Origin of the sequence: Nocardia jiangxiensis NBRC 101359, from assembly GCF_000308615.1 — a bacterium.
Lineage (GTDB): Bacteria > Actinomycetota > Actinomycetes > Mycobacteriales > Mycobacteriaceae > Nocardia > Nocardia jiangxiensis.
Genome location: NZ_BAGB01000047.1, coordinates 430,338 through 449,623 on the forward strand (window position 1 = coordinate 430,338; position 19,286 = coordinate 449,623).

General features: G+C 67.3%; 17 protein-coding genes and 1 pseudogene. 7 read left to right on the top strand and 11 right to left on the bottom strand.

The genetic code is table 11. The features are described from left to right. Positions 1–58 precede the first annotated feature (58 nt). The 3 genes from ON40_RS22475 to ON40_RS22485 are packed head-to-tail and all read right to left on the bottom strand — an operon-like array spanning position 59 to position 3,046. Positions 59–1,015, bottom strand: a complete 957-nt coding sequence (locus ON40_RS22475; RefSeq protein ID WP_040825711.1) for an LLM class F420-dependent oxidoreductase — start codon at positions 1,013–1,015, stop codon at positions 59–61. Positions 1,016–1,067: 52 nt separating this feature from the next. Continuing rightward, positions 1,068–1,469 carry a cobalamin B12-binding domain-containing protein gene (locus ON40_RS22480; RefSeq protein ID WP_040825713.1) on the bottom strand — a complete coding sequence of 134 codons (402 nt, stop codon included), beginning with the start codon at positions 1,467–1,469 and terminating at the stop codon, positions 1,068–1,070. Next, positions 1,469–3,046: a methylmalonyl-CoA mutase family protein gene (locus ON40_RS22485; protein ID WP_040825715.1), complete on the bottom strand. Its 1,578-nt coding sequence runs from the start codon at positions 3,044–3,046 to the stop codon at positions 1,469–1,471. Before ON40_RS22485 ends, ON40_RS22480 begins: the two co-directional genes overlap by 1 nt. 89 nt (positions 3,047–3,135) lie before the next feature. On the opposite strand from ON40_RS22485, the gene ON40_RS22490 reads away from it, so the two are divergent. From ON40_RS22490 to ON40_RS22500, 3 genes are all read left to right on the top strand, one after another. Next, complete coding sequence (locus tag ON40_RS22490; protein WP_040825717.1) at positions 3,136–3,966, top strand: SDR family oxidoreductase; 831 nt, start codon at positions 3,136–3,138, stop codon at positions 3,964–3,966. Positions 3,967–3,980: 14 nt separating this feature from the next. Further along, complete coding sequence (pcaC, locus tag ON40_RS22495; protein WP_040825718.1) at positions 3,981–4,376, top strand: 4-carboxymuconolactone decarboxylase; 396 nt, start codon at positions 3,981–3,983, stop codon at positions 4,374–4,376. Positions 4,377–4,593: 217 nt separating this feature from the next. Beyond that, positions 4,594–6,228: an MFS transporter gene (locus ON40_RS22500; protein ID WP_040825720.1), complete on the top strand. Its 1,635-nt coding sequence runs from the start codon at positions 4,594–4,596 to the stop codon at positions 6,226–6,228. A 54-nt stretch (positions 6,229–6,282) separates the two neighbouring features. On the opposite strand, the gene ON40_RS54725 is transcribed toward ON40_RS22500, so the two are convergent. Together ON40_RS54725 and ON40_RS54730 are read right to left on the bottom strand one after the other, a co-directional pair. Further along, complete coding sequence (locus ON40_RS54725; protein WP_245567949.1) at positions 6,283–7,260, bottom strand: MSCRAMM family protein; 978 nt, start codon at positions 7,258–7,260, stop codon at positions 6,283–6,285. Further along, positions 7,237–8,640, bottom strand: a pseudogene (locus ON40_RS54730) (MFS transporter); the annotation flags it as partial. The pseudogene ON40_RS54730 and the gene ON40_RS54725, both read right to left, overlap by 24 nt. 132 nt (positions 8,641–8,772) lie before the next feature. On the opposite strand from ON40_RS54730, the gene ON40_RS22510 reads away from it, so the two are divergent. The 4 genes from ON40_RS22510 (at position 8,773) to puuE (ending at position 12,843) form a co-directional block, all read left to right on the top strand. Further along, positions 8,773–9,255: a MarR family winged helix-turn-helix transcriptional regulator gene (locus ON40_RS22510; RefSeq protein WP_051193407.1), complete on the top strand. Its 483-nt coding sequence runs from the start codon at positions 8,773–8,775 to the stop codon at positions 9,253–9,255. A 235-nt stretch (positions 9,256–9,490) separates the two neighbouring features. Further along, positions 9,491–10,696 (top strand): DUF6986 family protein, encoded by a 1,206-nt coding sequence (locus ON40_RS22515; RefSeq protein WP_040825722.1) that lies wholly within the window; start codon positions 9,491–9,493, stop codon positions 10,694–10,696. Further along, entirely contained in the window at positions 10,693–11,718 is a 1,026-nt protein-coding gene (alc, locus tag ON40_RS22520) for an allantoicase (RefSeq protein WP_040825724.1), read from the top strand. Before ON40_RS22515 ends, alc begins: the two co-directional genes overlap by 4 nt. A gap of 189 nt (positions 11,719–11,907) precedes the next feature. Next, positions 11,908–12,843 (top strand): allantoinase PuuE, encoded by a 936-nt coding sequence (gene puuE, locus ON40_RS22525; RefSeq protein ID WP_040825726.1) that lies wholly within the window; start codon positions 11,908–11,910, stop codon positions 12,841–12,843. Positions 12,844–12,942: 99 nt separating this feature from the next. On the opposite strand, the gene ON40_RS22530 is transcribed toward puuE, so the two are convergent. From ON40_RS22530 to ON40_RS22555, 6 genes are all read right to left on the bottom strand, one after another. Further along, entirely contained in the window at positions 12,943–13,449 is a 507-nt protein-coding gene (locus ON40_RS22530; protein ID WP_051193408.1) for a hypothetical protein, read from the bottom strand. Between the two features lie 18 nt (positions 13,450–13,467). Further along, the gene (dapB, locus tag ON40_RS22535; protein WP_083895831.1) at positions 13,468–14,223 is read right to left on the bottom strand and encodes a 4-hydroxy-tetrahydrodipicolinate reductase; all 756 of its coding nucleotides are present in this window, start codon (positions 14,221–14,223) and stop codon (positions 13,468–13,470) included. 254 nt (positions 14,224–14,477) lie between these two features. Further along, on the bottom strand, positions 14,478–15,593 hold the full coding sequence (locus ON40_RS22540) for an alcohol dehydrogenase catalytic domain-containing protein (protein ID WP_040825728.1): 1,116 nt from the start codon (positions 15,591–15,593) through the stop codon (positions 14,478–14,480). Positions 15,594–15,657: 64 nt separating this feature from the next. After that, positions 15,658–16,431, bottom strand: a complete 774-nt coding sequence (locus tag ON40_RS22545; protein ID WP_083895832.1) for a sulfotransferase family protein — start codon at positions 16,429–16,431, stop codon at positions 15,658–15,660. Positions 16,432–16,478: 47 nt separating this feature from the next. Further along, positions 16,479–17,912, bottom strand: coding sequence for a pentapeptide repeat-containing protein (locus ON40_RS22550; protein WP_040825731.1), 1,434 nt, complete (start codon positions 17,910–17,912; stop codon positions 16,479–16,481). Between the two features lie 94 nt (positions 17,913–18,006). After that, positions 18,007–19,254 carry an MFS transporter gene (locus ON40_RS22555; protein WP_040825733.1) on the bottom strand — a complete coding sequence of 416 codons (1,248 nt, stop codon included), beginning with the start codon at positions 19,252–19,254 and terminating at the stop codon, positions 18,007–18,009. Positions 19,255–19,286: the final 32 nt, after the last annotated feature.

Genomic DNA, 19,286 nt, shown 5'->3' on the forward strand with positions numbered 1-19,286 from the left:
CCTCGCCGACGCGCGATCCGGCCGACGTTCCGATCCGAATTCCCTTGCTGGGCAAGGACTAACGCAACCTCTGCGCGACCTCGGCGATCATCTCGCGGGTGCGGCGCTTGGATGCGCGCAACTCGTCGAGCGTGTCCCCGATCGGCAGCAGCCGCACCGACACATCCGTCGCTCCGGCCTCGGCGTACCGGCGCAACCCGGCCTCGATCGCCGCCTCGTCACCCGCGATGCACATATCGCCGACATTGCGGGCGTCGCCCTGATCCAGCAGCCGTTGATAATTCGGCGAGACCTCCGCCTCGGCGAGGATGCGGTTGGCCCGTTCCTTGGCCTGATCCACCTCGTCCGGGCGGCACAGGCACACCGGCAGTCCCGCCACGATGCGCGGAGCCGGACGGCCCGCCTCGGCAGCGGCCTTGGTGATCTTCGGCGCGATATGGTCGGCGATCGCGCGCTCGTCGGCCATCCACAGCACCGTGCCGTCGGCCCGCTCCCCCGCGATGCGCAACATCACCGGCCCCAGCGCGGCCACCAACACCGGGATCGGGGCGACCGGACCGAGGTCCAACGGATTGTGCACGGTGAACGTCTCGTTCTGCACATCCACCGAACCCGGCCCGCGCAGTGCGGGATTCAGCACGTCGAGATAGTCGCGGGTGTAGGCGGCGGGCTTGTCGTAGGGCAGGCCCAGCATGTCCCGCACGATCCAGTGATGCGACGGGCCGACCCCGAGCGCGAGCCGACCGCTCGCCGCGGCCTGGGCCGAAAGTGCCTGCCGGGCAAGTGCGATCGGATGTTGCGCCGGCAAAGGCACCACGGCCGTACCCAATTCGATGCGCGTGGTCTTCAGGCCCATCAGCGCGATGGTGATCAGCGCGTCGAAATCGGTGGGTATCTGCGGAATCCACGCGGTGTCCAGACCGGCCGACTCCCCCCATTCGATATCGGCCAGCATCCGATCGAGCTTGCGCGCGGCATCGCCCTTCTCCGGGCCGATCATCACTCCGGTACGCACGAATTTCCTCCAGTTCCAGGCACTTTCACAGTGCGATTCGCCGACAGCGCGTTCAGGACGACGCCGGTGTGCCGGTCAGTTTGCGGATCTCGGCGACCAGGACCTCCAGCGCCGTACCGGTCGGGAACACCGCCGCGGCCCCGGCCTCCGCCAGCCGCGACACATCCGCCTGCGGAATCGTGCCGCCCACCACCACGGCGATATCCCCGGCGTCCGCGGCGCGCAGCGCGTCCACCACCCGCTTGGTCAATGCCAGATGCGCGCCGGACAGGATGCTCAGCCCCACCACGGCCACATCCTCCTGCAGCGCGATCGACACGATGTCCTCCACGCGCTGGCGGATTCCGGTGTAGATCACCTCGAATCCCGCATCGCGCAGGGTGCGCGCGACGATCTTCGCGCCGCGATCGTGCCCGTCCAGTCCCGGCTTGGCGACCAGTACCCGCGTGGTCATCAGAACACCACCGGCTGCTGGAATTCGCCCCACACCGATTTCAGCGCGGCGGTCATCTCCCCGACCGTGCAGTACGCGTTGGCACAGTCGATCAGGCGGTCCATCAGATTCTCGTCTCCCTCGGCAGCGCGCGACAGCGCGGCCAACGTGGATTCCACTGCGGCGGAATCTCTTTCGGCCTTGACCTTGGCCAGGCGTTGCAGCTGCACCTCGCGTCCCCGCGCGTCGAGTTCGTAGGTGCCGATATCGGGTGCGGGGTCATCGGAGACGAACCGGTTCACCCCGACCACCGGACGTTCGCCCGATTCGATCTGCTGATGCGCCTTGTACGCCTCGTCGGCGATCAACCCCTGCAGATAGCCGTCCTCGATGCAGCGCACCATCCCGCCGTGCTGGTCCAGATCGGCCATGATCTCGACGATGCGCGCCTCGGTCTCGTCGGTCAGCGCCTCGACGAAATACGAACCACCGAGTGGATCCGCGACCCGGGTCACGCCGGTCTCATAGGCCAGGATCTGCTGGGTGCGCAGCGCCATGGTGGCCGATTCCTCACTGGGCAGCGCGAACGGTTCGTCCCAGGCCGCGGTGAACATCGACTGCACCCCGCCCAGCACCGAGGCCAGCGCCTCGTAGGCGATGCGCACCAGATTGTTCTGCGCCTGCGGTGCGTACAGCGACGCACCACCGGAGACGCAGCCGAACCGGAACATCGATGCCTTGTCCTTGGTCGCGCCATACCGCTCGCGCACGATGGTCGCCCAACGACGCCGTCCCGCACGATATTTCGCGATCTCCTCGAAGAAGTCGCCGTGCGTGTAGAAGAAGAAGGACACCTGCGGCGCGAACTGATCGATGCTCATCCGCCCGCGTTCGACGACGGTGTCGCAGTAGGTGACGCCGTCGGCGAGGGTGAAGGCCATCTCCTGCACCGCCGTCGCGCCCGCATCGCGAAAGTGCGCGCCCGCCACCGAGATCGCGTTGAATCGCGGCGCCTGCGCGGCACAGAATTCGATGGTGTCGGCGATCAACCGCAACGACGGCTCGGGCGGCCAGATCCAGGTGCCGCGCGAGGCGTACTCCTTGAGGATGTCGTTCTGGATCGTGCCGGTGAGCTTTTCGCGCGGGACGCCCTTCTTCTCCGCGGCCGCGACGTAGAACGCCAGCAGGATCGCGGCGGTGCCGTTGATGGTGAAGCTGGTGGAGATCTTGTCCAGCGGGATGCCGTCGAACAGGATCTCGGCGTCGGCGAGGGTGTCCACCGCGACGCCGACCCGGCCGACCTCCTCGCTCACCTCGGGATCGTCGGAGTCGTAACCACATTGGGTCGGCAGATCCAGCGCCACCGACAGACCGGTGCCGCCCTGTTCGAGCAGGTAGCGATAGCGCCGGTTGGATTCCTCGGCGGTGCCGAATCCGGAGTACTGCCGAAACGTCCACAGCCGCCCCCGGTAACCGGAGGCGAAATTCCCGCGCGTGAAGGGGTACTCGCCCGGCGCGGGCGGATCGGCTCGCCGATCCTGCGGTCCGTACACCGCTTCGAGCGGGATACCGGACGAGGTCTGCACTTCGTTGTTCATCAGTGAATACGGTACTTGCCAAAAAAGAGAATGCCAATACCATCAGGAGTGAATGCCTGATCACGAACCTGTTGCGACCGAGGAGCACGATGTCCGACCACCTACCGCTGACCGATCGCACGATGGTGATCTCCGGTGCGAGCCGCGGCATCGGCCTGGCTATCGCGATCGCCGCCGCCCGGCAGGGGGCCAATGTGGCCCTGCTGGCCAAGACCGCCGAACCGCATCCCCGCCTGCCGGGCACCGTGCACACCGCGGCCGCCGAGATCGAGGCCGCCGGAGGTAAGGCCGCGGCCGTGGTCGGTGACGTGCGTCGCGAGGAGGACGTCGAGCGGGTGGTGAACACCGCGGTGGAACACTTCGGCGGCGTCGACATCTGCATCAACAACGCCGGCGCCATCGCGACCGAACCCACCGAACAGCTCGCGGTCAAGAAGTTCGCGCTGATGACCGATATCAACCTGCGCGGCACCTTCCTGCTGACCCAGGCCTGCCTGCCGCATCTGCGCAAGTCCGCCGAGCCGCACGTGCTGACCATCGCCCCGCCGGTCAACATGAATCCGCGCTGGCTCGGCGCGCACCCGTCCTACACGCTGTCCAAGTACGGGATGACCCTGCTCTCGCAGGGCTGGGCCGCCGAATTCGCCGACGCCGGAATAGCTTTCAACTGCCTGTGGCCGCAGACGTACATCGCCACCTCGGCGGTGGCGAATCTCCGGGACGGCGAGAAACAGCTCGCCGCCGCACGCAGCCCGCAGATCATGGCCGACGCCGCGGTGGCGATCCTGTCCCGCCCTGCGCGCAAGACCACCGGCAACTGCTTCCTGGACGCCGACGCCCTGGCGCATTACGCCGGGGTCAGCGATTTGTCGCGCTACGGCGGCGGCCCGAACCCCACACCGGACATGTTCCTCGACTGAAGGAGCCGGCACACATGCCGATCGACAACACTCCCGCCGAACGCTACGACGCGGGACTGCAGGTCCGCCGGGAGGTGGTGGGCGAGGAGTACGTCGAGCGCGCCCTCGCCGCGGCCACCGACTTCTCCCGGCCGCTACAGGATCTGGTCACCGAATACTGCTGGGGCGCGGTGTGGACCAGGGATGGCCTGGATCGCCGCACCCGCTCGATGCTCACCCTGGCCATGCTCACCGCACTGAACCGCTCCACCGAATTCGCCACCCACGTGCGCGCGGCGCTGACCAACGGCGTCACCCCCGACGAGATCCGCGAAGTGCTGCTGCACGCGACCGTCTACGCCGGAGTTCCCGCCGGGGTCGAGGCGTTCCGGATAGCCGGGCCGATTCTGGCCGAGAACGCCGAACAGTAAGCGGGACACCGCCCGACCCGACAGCATCTTCCGGACCGCGGGGCATCTGCATGGATGCCCCGCGGCTGTCGTGCGCCCGAACCCGCACGAGAGCAGTGTGAACATCATCTGAAAATGCCACTTGTGCAATTGGAGAATCTGCTTACCATAATGCCTAGCGAGACGCCGATCACATTCGACGGCTCGCCTTCATATCGCCCTGCTTCAGGAGCTTTCCATGTCCACCACCGAAACCAGTCCCCCGCCGGACAACCTCGACAACCCTGCCGAGATCGACACCGGCCGCCTGGACGGGGCCTCCCGTCTGCGGATCTTCTCCATCCTGGTCGTGATCGTCCTGTACACCGAGGTCGTCCCGCTGCAGTACACGATGGTCTCGGCGGCCCTGCAGAAGATGACCAACACGTTCACCACCGTCGGCGGCAACATCAACTGGGCGGTCATCATCCTGGGGCTGGTGGGCGCGGCCGCGACGCCGCTGATCGGCAAGGCCAGCGACGCCTGGGGCAAGAAGAAACTGTTCCTGGCCACCGGCCTGTGCTTCTTCGTCGGCTGCGTCATCTGCGCGTTGACCAGCAACTGGACCATCTTCCTGATCGGCCGCGGCCTGGCGGCGTTCTCCATCGCCAGCCAGGTCGTCGCCTACGGCCTGATCCGAGATCTCATCCCGCGCAAGTACATTCCGCTCGGCGTCGGCATGATCGGGGCCGGACTGGGCTTCTCCGGGGCCATCGCCCCGCTGATCGGCGGCTTCCTGGTCGACCACTTCGACTGGCGAGCGATGTTCTGGTTCCTGGCCGCGTTCACCCTCGTGCTGACGCCGCTGGTGATGTGGATCGTGCCGGAGACGAAACTGCGTGTGCGCGAACGCATCGACCCGTTCGGCGCGATCCTGCTGTCCGCGGGCGCACTGTTCACCCTGCTCTACCTGGACAACGGCCAGAACTGGGGCTGGGGCCGCCCGTCGGCGCTGGCCTGGCTCATCGGCGGCCTGGTCATGCTGGTGCTGTTCGTGGTCGTCGAGTTCCGCGTCTCCCGACCGATCATGGATATGAAACTCCTGGTCAACCCGAAAGTCAGTCTCACCCTGCTGATGACCGCGTTCGGCGTCGGCATCACCGCGGTGCAGCCGCTGGCCCTGGGCTACATGACGCAGACCCCGAATGTGGACGGACTACGCGAGAACGTAGTACAAGGCGTTGTGGCACAAGCACATCAGATGACCGGGCTGACCCTCCCGCCGAATCTGGTGCACGTGAACTTCGACCCGGGTTACACCTACGGCAACGGCTTCAGCATGCTCGGATACGCAGTGCACGTGGGCATCTGGGCCGGCCTGCTCGGCATGGTCATCGGTCCGTTCGCCGGCGCGATGGCCCGGCGGTTCGGTGCGCGAATTCCCGCGATTCTCGCCTTCACGATCCTGACGATCTCGGGTATCGGATTCGTCGTATTCCACTACAGCTGGATCACGTATCTGGTGCTGTATCTGTTGGCGGGCATCGGATTCGGCTTCTTCTACGCCGCGGGCCCCAACCTCATCATCGACGCGGTACCGCAGGAGCAGCAGGGCATCAGCGCGGGCATGCTCGGGGTCACCATGAGTATGGGCTCGGCCGTCTGCATGGCGATCACCACCGCCCTGCTGAACAACCATCCGGTCAAGGCGCACATCGACGTGATGGGACATTCCAGCGTCCAGACGATTCCACAGGTCTTCGCCGACCGCGGATACACGCTGAGTTTCTGGGTGGTGCTGGCCACCACGATCGTCGCGCTGATCGTCGCCGTGCTGATGCGGCACGGTCGCAGCCCCGCCACCGGCGGTGCGGAGGTAGCGAACGAGGCATAACGAAAACCCCGGTGCCCGAATCGTTCTCGGGCACCGGGGTTCGTGTGTCGGCGATCAGCGAACCGGGCTCTGCTCCATCGAGGAGATCACCGGAACGGCCGGGCCGTCGTGACCCAGGTGCGCGTCCACGCCCTGCACGGCGTCACCGTGCACGCTGACCTGCATCACGACCGGCGCGTAACCGCTCACCACGACGGTGTAGTCGCCGTCGGACAGGTTGGCGAAGGTGTAGCCGCCGTCCGGACCGGTGGTCATGGTGTCCACCACGTGCCCGGCCGGATCCATCAGGGTCACCTGCGCGTCGTGCAGCGGCCGATCGTCCGAGCGGACCCGGACCACACCGCTCAGCCGCGCACCGGGCCGCAGCAGCACCGCGATTTCGGTGACTCCCGCACCGCTGACCAGCACCGGAACGGCCGTGGGGTGGAACCCGTCGGCGCTCACCGCGACGATGAATTCGCCCTCGGGCAGATCGGACAGACCGAACCGGCCCAGGATGTCGGTCTCGGCCGAGGCCACCACCTCACCGCGCGGATCCAGTGCGGCGACGCGGGCCTCGGGCACCGGGTCGTCGCCGGGGATGCGAGTGACGGTTCCGGCCAACGTGCCCATCCCGGCGAGGGTCACCTCGCAGGCGGTCGGCACCGGGCCCACCGTCACCGTCGAAGCGTCGGGGCGGCGACCCTCCGCGGAGGCGATCAGCACGTACGAACCCGCGGCCGGGACCGCGAATTCGAAGTATCCGTCCTGGCGGGCGATCGCGCGACCCAGCTGACTGCCCGACGTCGAGATCAGCGTCAGTGTCGCACCGGGCACCACGGGTCCGCCAGCATCGCGCACCCGGCCGTAAATCGAAGGGCCGGTGACGGTTTCGGCGATCGTCTCACCCACGTAGCGGTCCGCCGCAACCTGCACCGAGGCCGGGACGATCCCCGCGACCGGCACCGAATCGACTTCCGCGGCAACAAGATCGACCTCGCCCACGGTATGTGCGACCGCTGCCTCCGCCGCGGCGGCCGCAGCACGGCGCACCGGGATGAGGATCGCGATCACCGCGGCCACGATCGAGACACCGCAGCCGATCAGCAAGCCGGTGCGGATTCCGTTCTCGGTGGGAATGCTGTGCCCGGCGAAGCTGACGCTCATCTGTGCCAGCACCACACCGATCACGGCCGAGGAAACCGAGGTGCCGATCGACCGCATCAGAGTGTTGAAGCTGTTGGCCGCCGCCGAGTCCTTCACGGGCACGCCGCCCATGATCAGCGCGGGCATCGCGCCGTAGGCGAATCCGGTGCCCGAGCTGATGATGATCGTCACGATCATCAGCGTCCATGGGTTCCCCATCAGCACCATCGACAGGCCGTAACCCACGGCCATGATCAGCGCGCCGACGGTCAGGGTCACCTTCGGCCCCCGCAGCGCCGACAGCTTGGCGCTGGGTACCGAGAGCAGCATCATCATCAAACCGCCCGGCGCCATGAACAGGCCCATCGCCATCATCGACTGTCCCAGGCCGTAACCGGTGATCTTGGGCAGCTGCAGCAACTGCGGGACGATCAGCGACTGCGAGTACATCGCGACGCCGATGCCGATAGAGGCGATGTTGGTCATCAGCACCTGCGGACGCGCGGTGGTGCGCAGATCGACCAGCGGCGCGCTGTTGCGCAACTCCCACCAGCCCCACAGGAGCAGCACCACGACCGCACCGATGAACAGGCCGATGATGCCCCCGCTGCCCCAGCCCCACGAACCGCCCTTGGACACCGCGAGCAGCAGGCACACCAAACCGACGCCCAATCCGATTGCACCGAGCACGTCGAATCGCCCGGCCGCGCCGGCGGGCGCGATCGAGGGCAGCACGAGGTAGATCAGCGCGGCGACGATCACACCGGCCACCGCGACGCCCCAGAACAGCACCCGCCAGTTGCTGTACTGCACGACCGCCGCCGACAGTGGCAGCCCGAGCGCACCGCCGATTCCCAGCGACGAGCTGATCAGCGCGATACCCGAGCCGAGCCGTTCGGGCGGCAGCAGATCGCGCAGCGCGGCGATACCGACCGGGATGATGCCCACACTCATCCCCTGCAGGCCACGGCCGATGATCATCGGCCACAGCGAGGAGGACAGCGCGCACACCACCGAACCCACGATCAGCGGGACGGTCGAGATCAGCAGTACCTGACGTTTTCCGTACATATCACCGAGACGTCCGGCGACCGGGGTGACGACCGCGGCGACGAGCAGGCTGGCGGTCACCACCCAGGTCGCGTTGGCCGTCGAGGTGTGCAGCAGCTGCGGCATCTGGCCGAGCATCGGGATCACCAGGGTTTGCGTCAATGACGCGACGATGCCGGCGATCGCCAGCACCGCCAGGATGCCGCCGGAGCGGGCGGCAGCTTTAGTTTCGGCCACGTCAATCTCCTTACGAGTTGATATGTAGTATGCATATTATGTGCGTACTGCACAACATTTGCTGAGTGCACAAGGATGTGGCGTCCGTCTCGCTGACAGCCCGACAGCGAGCACGGCGGAAGGGAGTTCAGCATGAAAGGGCCGGTGGACCTGGTCGAATTCGAGAGCATGCTGCTCACGAAGTACACCCTCAACCCACGCTTCCGTAGCGGCAACGGCCTGCTCGAGCGCAGCGCCTACCTGTTGCTCTGCCGCATCGAGCTGGCCGGGCCGCAGTCCATCCGGCAGTTCGGCGACGCGCTGCGCCTGGACGCCTCGACCCTGAACCGCCAGACCCGGGCGATGCTGCGGGACCGGCTCGTCGAGCGAATCGCCGATCCCGACGGCGGCATCGCGCGCAAGTTCCAGCTCACCGAGGCGGGCCGTCGCCGCCTGCACGCGGCTCGCGCGGTCAACGTGGAGGGCATGACCCGGGTGATGGCCGACTGGTCCGACGAGGACATCACCGCCTTCGCCACCTACCTGCGCCGCTTCAACATGGATATCGAACGCCTCGACGGGCGGCCCTGGCCCCACCCCGATTCCCGGGAGACCACCCCGGCGAATCCGCACTGATTCCCGGGGCTCGAACAGCGCGGCCCGAAACGTATACGCTTCGGGCAACAATCACGCAATATCGACTCGATACCGTCACCACCGTCAGCCGCTCGCCGCGCGGGCCGAACGATCGGATGTGTGAGATGACCGAAGCGATACCGTGCGCACACCGCCCACACGGATGCGGCCGACGCAACCACCGGGCTGCCCGGTCAATCGGCACAACCGCTTTCGACGCCGAGTGGGCCCGGCGATGACTCCGCGCATCGACCTGAATGCCGTCGGTGAGCGGCTGCGGGCGGTCGAGGCGGAGTTGCGGCGACGGTATCCGGGCGATCGGCCGGGGCAGCCTGTGCACACCGTCTACGTGTGCGGAGCGGATGCCGCGACGGATCTGCCGGGCGAATGGGGTACTGCCGCACTGGAAGTGGCCGACCGGCATGCCGAGCTACTGGTCGGGCTGGCGGGTTCGGAAGTGATGGCGCGGGCTCGGGACATGTTGCAGCAGCGACCGATTCAGGATCTTCGACTGGATTTCGAGGACGGATACGGTACCCGCGGCGATGCGGCGGAGGACGCCGATGCCAGATCGGCGGGGCGGGTACTCGCCGATCTGCCCCCGGCGGTGTTCTCCCGGGGTGTGCGAATCAAAGGGCTGACCGTCGTGGAGTACGAACGGGCGTTGCGCACGCTCGAGCTCGTCCTCGACGGGGCGGGCGGCGTGCCCGAGGGATTCGTTTTCACCGTGCCGAAGCTGCGCGTTGTCGAACAGGTGGACATCGCCGTGCAGGTGTGTGAGGCGCTGGAGAAGGCACACGGGATCACCTCGGGCGCACTGCGTTTCGAATTGCAGATCGAGAGCCCGCAGGCGGTGATCGCCGCCGACGGTTCCGCGACGGTAGCGCGAGCGATCCGACACTCGGCCGGGCGCTGCACCGGATTGCACTACGGCACTTACGATTACAGCGCGGCATGCGGTATCGCCCCGCAATTCCAATCACTCGAGCATCCGGTCGCCGATCATGCCAAGGCGGTCATGCAGGCCGCTGCCGCACAGACCGGGGTGTGGGTGTGCGACGGCTCGACGCAGGTGCTTCCGGTCGGGGATGCGGCTCCGGCGGCGCTCGCGCGGCATTTCCGGCTCGTCACCCGGGCGCTCGAACGCGGCTACTACCAGGGCTGGGATATGCATCCGGGCCATCTGGTCACCCGTTGGGCGGCCACCTTCGCCTTCTTCCGCGTCGCCCTGCGTACCGCAGCACCGCGGATCGACGACTATCTGCGCCGCAGGGGCGGAGCCGTGATCGACGAACCGGCCACCGCCCAGGCCCTGGCCACGGTGGTGCTGCGCGGCCTGGACTGCGGCGCATTCGACCCCGACGACGTCACCGCACTGGCCCCCGACGCATCGGTCGAGGTGCTCAACCAGTTGCGCGAGAGGAAGGTGCCCGAACTGTGAACCTCACGGAACCAACGGAATTCACCCTGCTGCCGGACCTGGCGGTACGCACCCTGGGCGGTGCGGTGATCTGGGCGAACGACGAATCCTTCGCCGAGAAGGAGAACCTGATCCGACCCGAGGCCGCGACCCATCAGGCCGCAACATTCGGCCACAAGGGTCAGGTGTACGACGGGTGGGAGACGCGACGTCGTCGTCGCCCGCACGGTGCCACCCCCGGCCCGCAGGACTGCGATATCGCCATCGTGCGCCTCGGCGTCCCCGGCGTGGTGCGCGGGGTGATCGTGGACACCGCGTGGTTCACCGGCAACTATCCGCCCGAGATTTCGGTGGAAGCCCTTGCGGTGCAGGGATATCCGCCCGCCGAACAGATCGCCGCACGCGACGACTGGACCACACTGGTGGCGCGCGCCGAAGTCGGCGGCGATACGGCCAATGCGTTCGCGGTCGAATCGGATCAGCGTTTCACTCACGTTCGCCTGCGCATCCACCCGGACGGCGGCGTGGCCCGGCTGCGCGTGCACGGCGAGGCGAAACCCGATCCGCGATGGCTGGATTCGGGCCCGTTCGATCTGGCGGCGCTGGAGAACGGCGGCCGGGTCGCGGACTGCTCGAACCGCTTCTACTCCCATCCGCAGAATCTCCTCATGCCCGGCCAGGCCCGCCTCATGGGCGACGGCTGGGAAACAGCCCGCCGCCGCGCCACCGGTAACGACTGGGTGCGCGTCCGCCTGGCCGGAACCGGCGTGCTCACCTCGGCCGAGATCGACACCTCCTATTTCCTGTCGAACAGCCCCGGCGCGGCCGCACTCACCGGCATCCGCCCCGACGGCACCGAAATCGAACTACTCCCGCGCACCGATCTGCTCCCCGACACCCGGCACCGCTTCCCCCTCACCCCTGCCGAACCGATCGAGCAAGTGCGCCTGGACGTCTACCCCGACGGCGGCCTGGCCCGGCTACGCCTCTACGGCGCCCTCACCGACGCTGCTCGCGACGAATTGAGCGGCAGTACGGACTGATCCAATGCGGCCGAGGCAGCAAGCCGGACACCTGAGCATCGAATTAACCAGCAGCGCAGTGGAATCCATGTCAGAGAGGATGTGAAGCAGCCGTGAAAGAACACGCCGAACGACTGTCGTCCTGGGCGGCCAGGCCGACAGGGTCCGCCGCCGCGGAGTACCCCGGCTCGAGCAATGTGGGGCGCAACGATGAGTGAGGATGCTGTGCGCGATTATCCCCGGGACATGGTCGGGTACGGGCCGACGCCGCCGGATCCGCAGTGGCCGGGCGGGGCGCGGATCGCGGTGCAGTTCGTGCTCAACTACGAGGAGGGTGCGGAGAACTGCGTGCTGGACGGGGACGGGGAGTCCGAGACATTTCTCTCGGAAATGGTTCCGGCGCAGGCTTTTCCGAATCGGCACCTGAGTATCGAGTCGCTCTACGAGTACGGCTCGCGAGCCGGGTTGTGGCGAGTGCTGCGCACCTTCGAACAACGCGACATTCCGCTGACGATCTTCGCGGTGGCGCGGGCGCTGGAACGCAATCCCGAAGCGGTGGCGGCGTTTCGGCGGCTCGGGCACGAGATCGCCTGTCACGGCCTGCGCTGGAAGTCCTATCAACTCGTCGATTCGGAAACCGAACGTAGAGATATGGCCGAGGCGGTGCGCATCATCACCGACCTGTTCGGCGCGCCTCCGCGCGGCTGGTACACCGGCCGCGATTCCCCGCAGACCCGCGATCTGGTCGTGGCGCACGGCGGATTCGCCTACGACTCCGATTCCTACGCCGACGATCTGCCCTATTGGACCCGCGTGCGCAACCACGACCACCTGGTCGTGCCGTACACCCTGGAGACGAACGACATGAAGTTCTCCTCCGCCGCGGGTTTCGCCACCGGCGAGGAGTTCTTCACCTACCTGCGCGACGCGTTCGACGTGCTCTACGCCGAGGGCGCGGCCGGCGCCCCCAAGATGCTCTCGGTCGGCCTGCACTGCCGCCTGGTCGGCCGCCCCGGCCGCACCCGCGCCCTGGAACGTTTCCTGGACTACGTCCGATCCCACGACAAGGTCTGGCTCGCCCGCCGCATCGACATCGCCGAACACTGGGCAAGAACGCACCCGCCCGGGTCGGCCCCACTCTCCTGAACCACGTCCGACGCACGACGCGTCCGGCCGATCCGCCACAGCGACATCGCACGGCACCGCACACGATCCGCGGATCTGCGCGGATTCCGTTGCGGTGGTCTACTTCTGCCGATTCCGTTCCGCGCGCTCGAGTGCCACCGCGCGACGCATGACCTCGCGGGCGCGGGTGCGGTCCCCGGCGTAGTCGTAGGCGCGGGCGGCGCGGTAGTTGTTGCGCCAATCATCCGGCGCGGCTTCCCATTCCGACTTGACCTGCTCGAAAAGCGCGTCGGCGGCGTCCTTCTCGATCCGGCCGGACGGGCGACGCGGCAGATCGGAGACGTCCAGCTCACGCCCCTCCTCGTGGATCCGCCGAGCCAGATGCTGATGCGCCAGCGCCGCACGGATACTCGTCGCCACCACCCAGACACCGATCAGACCGAGGATGAAAACCCCGACGCCCATCGCGATACCGGCGGCATTCCCGGATGCGATGAGCGCCACCGCGATCCGGCCCAGCAGCAGGAAGTAGACGACCAGAGCGACCACCAGGAACACGATGGTCCCGACGGTCCGCACCAGACGCCCGTTGTCGTTCGTCTCACTCACGGCCGGCTCCACAGACATGCACAGTCCCTCGCCCGCTCACAGATCCAGCAGGGGGTCGAGGCCGACGGTCAGCCCGGACCGCGTGCCGATCTGCCGCACACCCAGCAGCACACCCGGCGCGAAGGAGGTCCGGTCGAGCGAGTCGTGGCGAATGGTGAGCGTCTCGCCCTGCGTGCCGAACAGCACCTCCTGATGCGCGACGAGCCCGGCCAGCCGCACCGAATGCACCCGCACCCCGTCGACGCTCGCACCTCGCGCGCCCTGGAGTTCGGTGCTGGTCGCATCGGGGCTCGGGCCGACACCGGCCTTCTTGCGGGCCTCGGCGATGATGCCCGCCGTGCGGTACGCGGTTCCCGAGGGCGCGTCGGCCTTGTTCGGGTGATGCAGTTCGATGACCTCCACCGAATCGAACCAGCGCGCGGCCTGTTCGGCGAACCGCATCGACAGCACCGCCCCGATCGCGAAGTTCGGCGCGATCAGCACCCCGACCTCGGGCCGGTCCGCGAGCCACGCACGCACCTGCGCGAGCCGGGTCTCGTCGAATCCGGTGGTGCCCACGACCGCGTGAATCCCGTGTTCGACCAGCCACTGCAGATTGGGCATCACCACATCGGGATGAGTGAAGTCGACGACCACCTGCGCACCGGCGTCGGTGAATCCGTCGAGCGCATCCCCCTTGTCGAGTCCGGCGACCAGTTCCAGATCCTGCGCCGCCTCGACCGCCGCGCAGATCGCCTGTCCGACCTTGCCCTGCGCGCCGAGCACACCCACCCGGATCCGGTTCGCGCTCACCCTTGACTCCTCACATGCCGGTCGACAACCTCCGCCGAGCCTACTGCGCTGGACCACCGCCGGACCCACACCCCTGTGCCGCGAGTGGCCCCCGGCACACCCACGACCGCATCGAAGCCACCGGCGGCCCACCCGAGCCCGGCCCGCCGCCGGGGATCGGGCCCGGCGCGGCCGGACTCGCCGGGCACGAGGCCGGTCCGCGATCTCGGCTCATCCCACGGCCGCATCCGGGCGGTGTCCAGTGCCGCTACAGCTCAGTCGAAGACAATGACCTGCCGCAGCCCGTGCCCAGCCGCGAGCTCGTCCATCCCGTGATTGATCTGCTCGAGCCGCAGCCGCGAGGAGACCAGCCGCTCCACCGGCAACCGCCCCTCGCGCCACATCCGCACATAGGTCGGAATATCCCGGGCGGGCACCGCCGAACCGAGGTAACTGCCCACGATCGAACGCCCCTGAGCGACCAGGGCAAGCGGCGAAATACTCGCCCGTGCTTCAGGATTGGGCAACCCTACGGTCACCGTGGTGCCGCCGGGCGCGGTCGCGGCGACCGCGGTCTCGAAGGCCCGCACATTGCCCGCGGCCTCGACCACGATCTCCGCGGCGATCCCCTCTTCCGCCAGCTGCGCCGGGGTGTACACCCGATCGGCACCGAGTTCCGTTGCCAGAGCGAGCTTTTCGGGCAGCGTGTCGACCGCGATCACCTCGCTGCCCAATTCCGCACGCAACGAGGCCGCCACCAGCACCGCCGCCATCCCGACCCCGCCGAGCCCGACCACCATGATCCGCTCGCCAGGCCCCGGCTTCGCCGAATTCAACAGTGCCCCACCGCCGGTCAGCACCGCGCACCCCAGCACCGCCGCGATCTCCGGCGGAACGTCGTCGTCCACCGGCACCACCGAACGCCGGTCGACCACCGCATGCGTGGCGAATCCGGACACCCCCAGATGATGCTGGACCGTCTCACCGTCACGCTGCAACCGCCGCCCGCCGCCGAGCAACTCACCGGCATTGTTCGCGACGCTGCCGGGCACGCACGGGGTGCGGCCGTCGGTCGCACACCCCTCGCACTCCCCGCAGCGCGGCAGGAATGTCATCACCACGCGCTGCCCCACCTGCAGATCGCTCTGGCCCGGACCGATCGCCTCGACCCGCCCGGCCGCCTCGTGTCCGAGCAGCATCGGCACCGGTCGCACCCGGTTCCCGTCCACCACGGACAGATCCGAATGGCACAACCCGGCCGCCTCGATCCGCACCAGCAACTCACCGGGACCGGGCTCGCCCAGATCCAGCTCACCGACCACGAGCGGGGCCGATTCGGCATACGGCGCGGGCGCGCCGATGCGTTCCAGAACTGCACCACGAATCTTCATGATTCGCACGCTACCGCTTCACGCCCACGCATCAACCGCGATCTCGGCACGACCCGCACTGGGCCTACAGGTGGTAGTCGTACGCCTCGGCCGTGGCTCGCAGGCCCTCGTCGAACAACAGATACCGCAGGTCGATCGCCATATCCTGCCAGGGCCGCAGCTCACGCTCGTCCCACAGCCCCAGGTTGTGCACCTTGCGGTCGAAGACCGACATATCGAAGCCCGCGACGTCCAGCCCGGCGAATTCGCCGACGTTGCGAGCCGCGGCCTCCCGATCGGCGATGAAATCCTCGTAGCGCACCGACAGCACCGGCACCGAGCCGGCTTCCAGGAACGAGGCCGCGATCCGCTTCCAGTTCTCGAACGACAGCTCGGTATCCGCGCGGGTCCACCATCCGCGCGCCTCCCACTCGTCCAGGCTGGACAGCACGTCACGCGGATCGCGGACGATGAAGATCACCCGGACACCCGGCAGGTACCGCTGCAACCGCTCGGCGAATGCCCGATCGAACCGGACTTCCTTGAATCCCCACACCCGGGCATCGGGCGCCTGGAACAGCCGCGTGCAGAACTGTGTGAATGCCCCCTGCATCTCCGCCGGTTCCGGCATGAGGTTCGCCAGGAATCCCTGATATCCGTGCACCGCGAATTCGATGCGCCCCGCCTCGCCGTACTCGGCGCTGTGACCGATAAGACTCTCGAACGCATCGAGGAGCTCTCCGAACCGTCCGTGTTGTTCACCCCAGATGAACGCCTCGGGATGGGACGAGATCAGACGCTGCACCAGCGTGCTGCCGCAGCGCTGACCAGCGCCGAATATCAATAGCGGAGAAGACACGTCGCGATGTTAACTGCCAGGTGGAACCTGTGCAGCGTCTGTGCAGCTCAGCTCACGGCCGGTGGCGCGGGGGCCGGAGGCCAGGTTCCGGGAGTGATTCGGGAGGGTTTGTAGGTCGGGTCGACATCCCAGTCGACGCGGACGCCCACCCAGGCTTTCGGAGTGTCGAAACGAGTGCGCTGCGACTCGAAACGCGCTCTGCGGAAGGTGATCTCACCGAAGAAGTCACCATCGGAGAAATCGGCCTCGCGCCCGTCGAAGACGGTGTCGTCGAAGGAGATCGTGCCGTGGTATTCGGCGGCGGAGAAATCGACGGCCAACGTAGGGCTGCGCCGCCAGCGCGAGCGGACACCGAATCGCGCGCCGTCGAAGGCAACCCGCGCGGCGTAGAAATGGGCGCGAGTGAACGATATTCGGGCACTGTCGAATTCGGCCCCCTCGAAACGCACCGCGCTACCGTCGAAGGTTGCACCGCCGAATTCGGTTCTCCCCGTGCGGAATACGGTCTCGGCGAAAGAGGTCCGCTCACCGGCGAACGCCACGTCCCCGAATATCGCAGCGGGCCCGCGGAATACGGTTCGATCGAAGGACACCGGCGAATCGAACACCGCGCCCTCGAAACGGGTTCCGGCGCCGGGCAGTTCGGACCAGGCTCGCTCGGCCGGAGCGAACTCCGCATCCCGGAACAACGTGGTATTGCCGCGAAAAACGCAGCGGCGGAACGAAATGTACTGCCCGAGGAATCGCGCGTGTTCGAAAGTGGTGGCCCGATTGCCGGTGAACACCGCCCGCGCGAAATAGGTGCGCTCACCCGCGAAGACCGCGTACCGGAAATCCGAATCCTCCAGCACCGCACCGGAGAAGTCGAAATTGTACTGCGACCAGGACACCTCGGCCGACGCGCGCACATGTGCGACGATCACGTCGACGACCGCACGCCGCACCTCGCGGTCGTTCTGCCGCAGTTGATATCGCAGCTCCCGCTTGACACCCGCCTCCTCGACGGTTTCGGTGCGCTGCGCCAGATGATCGGCCCCCGATTCCGGGTCGTAGGGCAGTCGTAGATATCCGCACAGCACATCGATGCACTGTTGTCGTCTACTCGGTGCGCTGAATTCGTCGGCCACTCCCGCCATGGCGTAGACCCCGGCGATCCGCACCGCCACATCGGCGTCACCGAGCTGTCGCGCTGCCGCGCCGAACAATTCGACGAATCGTCCGCGTTCACCGTCGCGCTGTTTGCGATAGGCGACCACCAACGCGACCGCACCACCCACTCCCGCGGCCACCGACAACGCGATCTTGGTCAAATCCACCTGATCGGGCGTCTGTGCCTTGGCGCCCAGCAGAATCCACAGCACCCACCAGGCCAGAGCCGCAATACCCAGTCCGCCCAACACTACGAGCACCACCGACAACAACAACGCGGACCGCTGTAGCCTGCCGGTGAAACGTTCTCGGGTTCTCCCCCGCCACCGCATAGCGGCATGGTAACCACAAATCGCCGCTCGCGGCAGTGCGAGTGCGATCTGTGGTTACCGCCCAATACATCTCATGATGCGCGAGGCTCGTCGATCACGCCCGCGCGATCTCTTCCCGACGCTCGAGCCGAACTCGCTCGGCCCGCTGACCACGGATCCCGATCACCGCAGCGCCCACGCAGGCCAGCGCCACCACGACCACGAACCAGGGGAAGATCGCGTCCATCCCCCACTGCGTCGCCGCCCACCCGGCCAGCACGGTCGGCAAGGCCATCGCCGTATATGCCAGCAGGTAGTACGCCGACATCGTCTCTCCGCGCCGATGCTGCGGAACGACATCGGACAGATGCCGCAGCGATCCGCCGAAACCGAGTCCGAAGGTCGCGCCCAGCAACACCCCGGCCAGCAGAACCAGCACCCAATTGCGTGTCGCCAGTGCCGGAATGGTCAGCAGCAGCGCCACGGCCATGCCCAGATCACCGCCGATGGCCGCGCGCCGGGCCGGGATCCCGGTGGCGAACAACTGGGCCAGCGCACCGGCCGTCGCGGTCGAGGCCACCACCGCACCGCCGAAGATCAGATTGTGCACACCGGTTTTCGCCGAGGCCAGCGACGGATACAGCGACAGCAGCACGCCCAGCACCGACCAGGCCGCCATCACACCCAGGGCCGAGAACCAGAAGTCCGCTCGAATCTCCTGTGGCACAGCCGGTTTTGCGATCCGGACACGTCCGGGAACGCGCGCGGTGTGCGGCTCGCGCATGGCCAGCACGCCCACCCCGATCAACAAGCACAGGATCGTGATCACCAGATACGGGGTCCGCAGCGGATGCGGAAAATACTGCGCCAGCACGGCCGAACCCAGAATCGCCACGGCCATACCGACATTGAACGACACCCCGCTGAGCTGCCCGGTTCGCGCACCGTGTGCGGGCTCGAGATCCAGCAGCGCGGCGGCCCCGGCGACCACCATGGATCCGACCGCGAGACCGTGCAATGCGCGCGCCAGCACCAGCATCGCCACATTGTCCGCGAAGACGAACACCACCAGTCCGGCGATCATCGTCCCGATTGCCCAGAGCAGCACCGGTTTTCGGCCCACCACATCGGAGATGCGCCCGGATACGAGCACTGCCGCCAACGCCGCGACCGCGTACACGGCGAACACGATCGTGGTGGTGAACGCCGAGAAATGCCATTGCTTCTGGTACAGCCCGTACAGTGGCGCGGGCGCACCGGATACCCCGAGCGCCACACCGGTGGCCAGCAGTATCAATGCGTACGCCCAGGATTGCACGGCCCCTTTCGCAGGGGTCGGGGCTACCGCCGCAGTCGCTGCCATGTCTCGCTCCCCATCAGGTAAGTTTGATTATG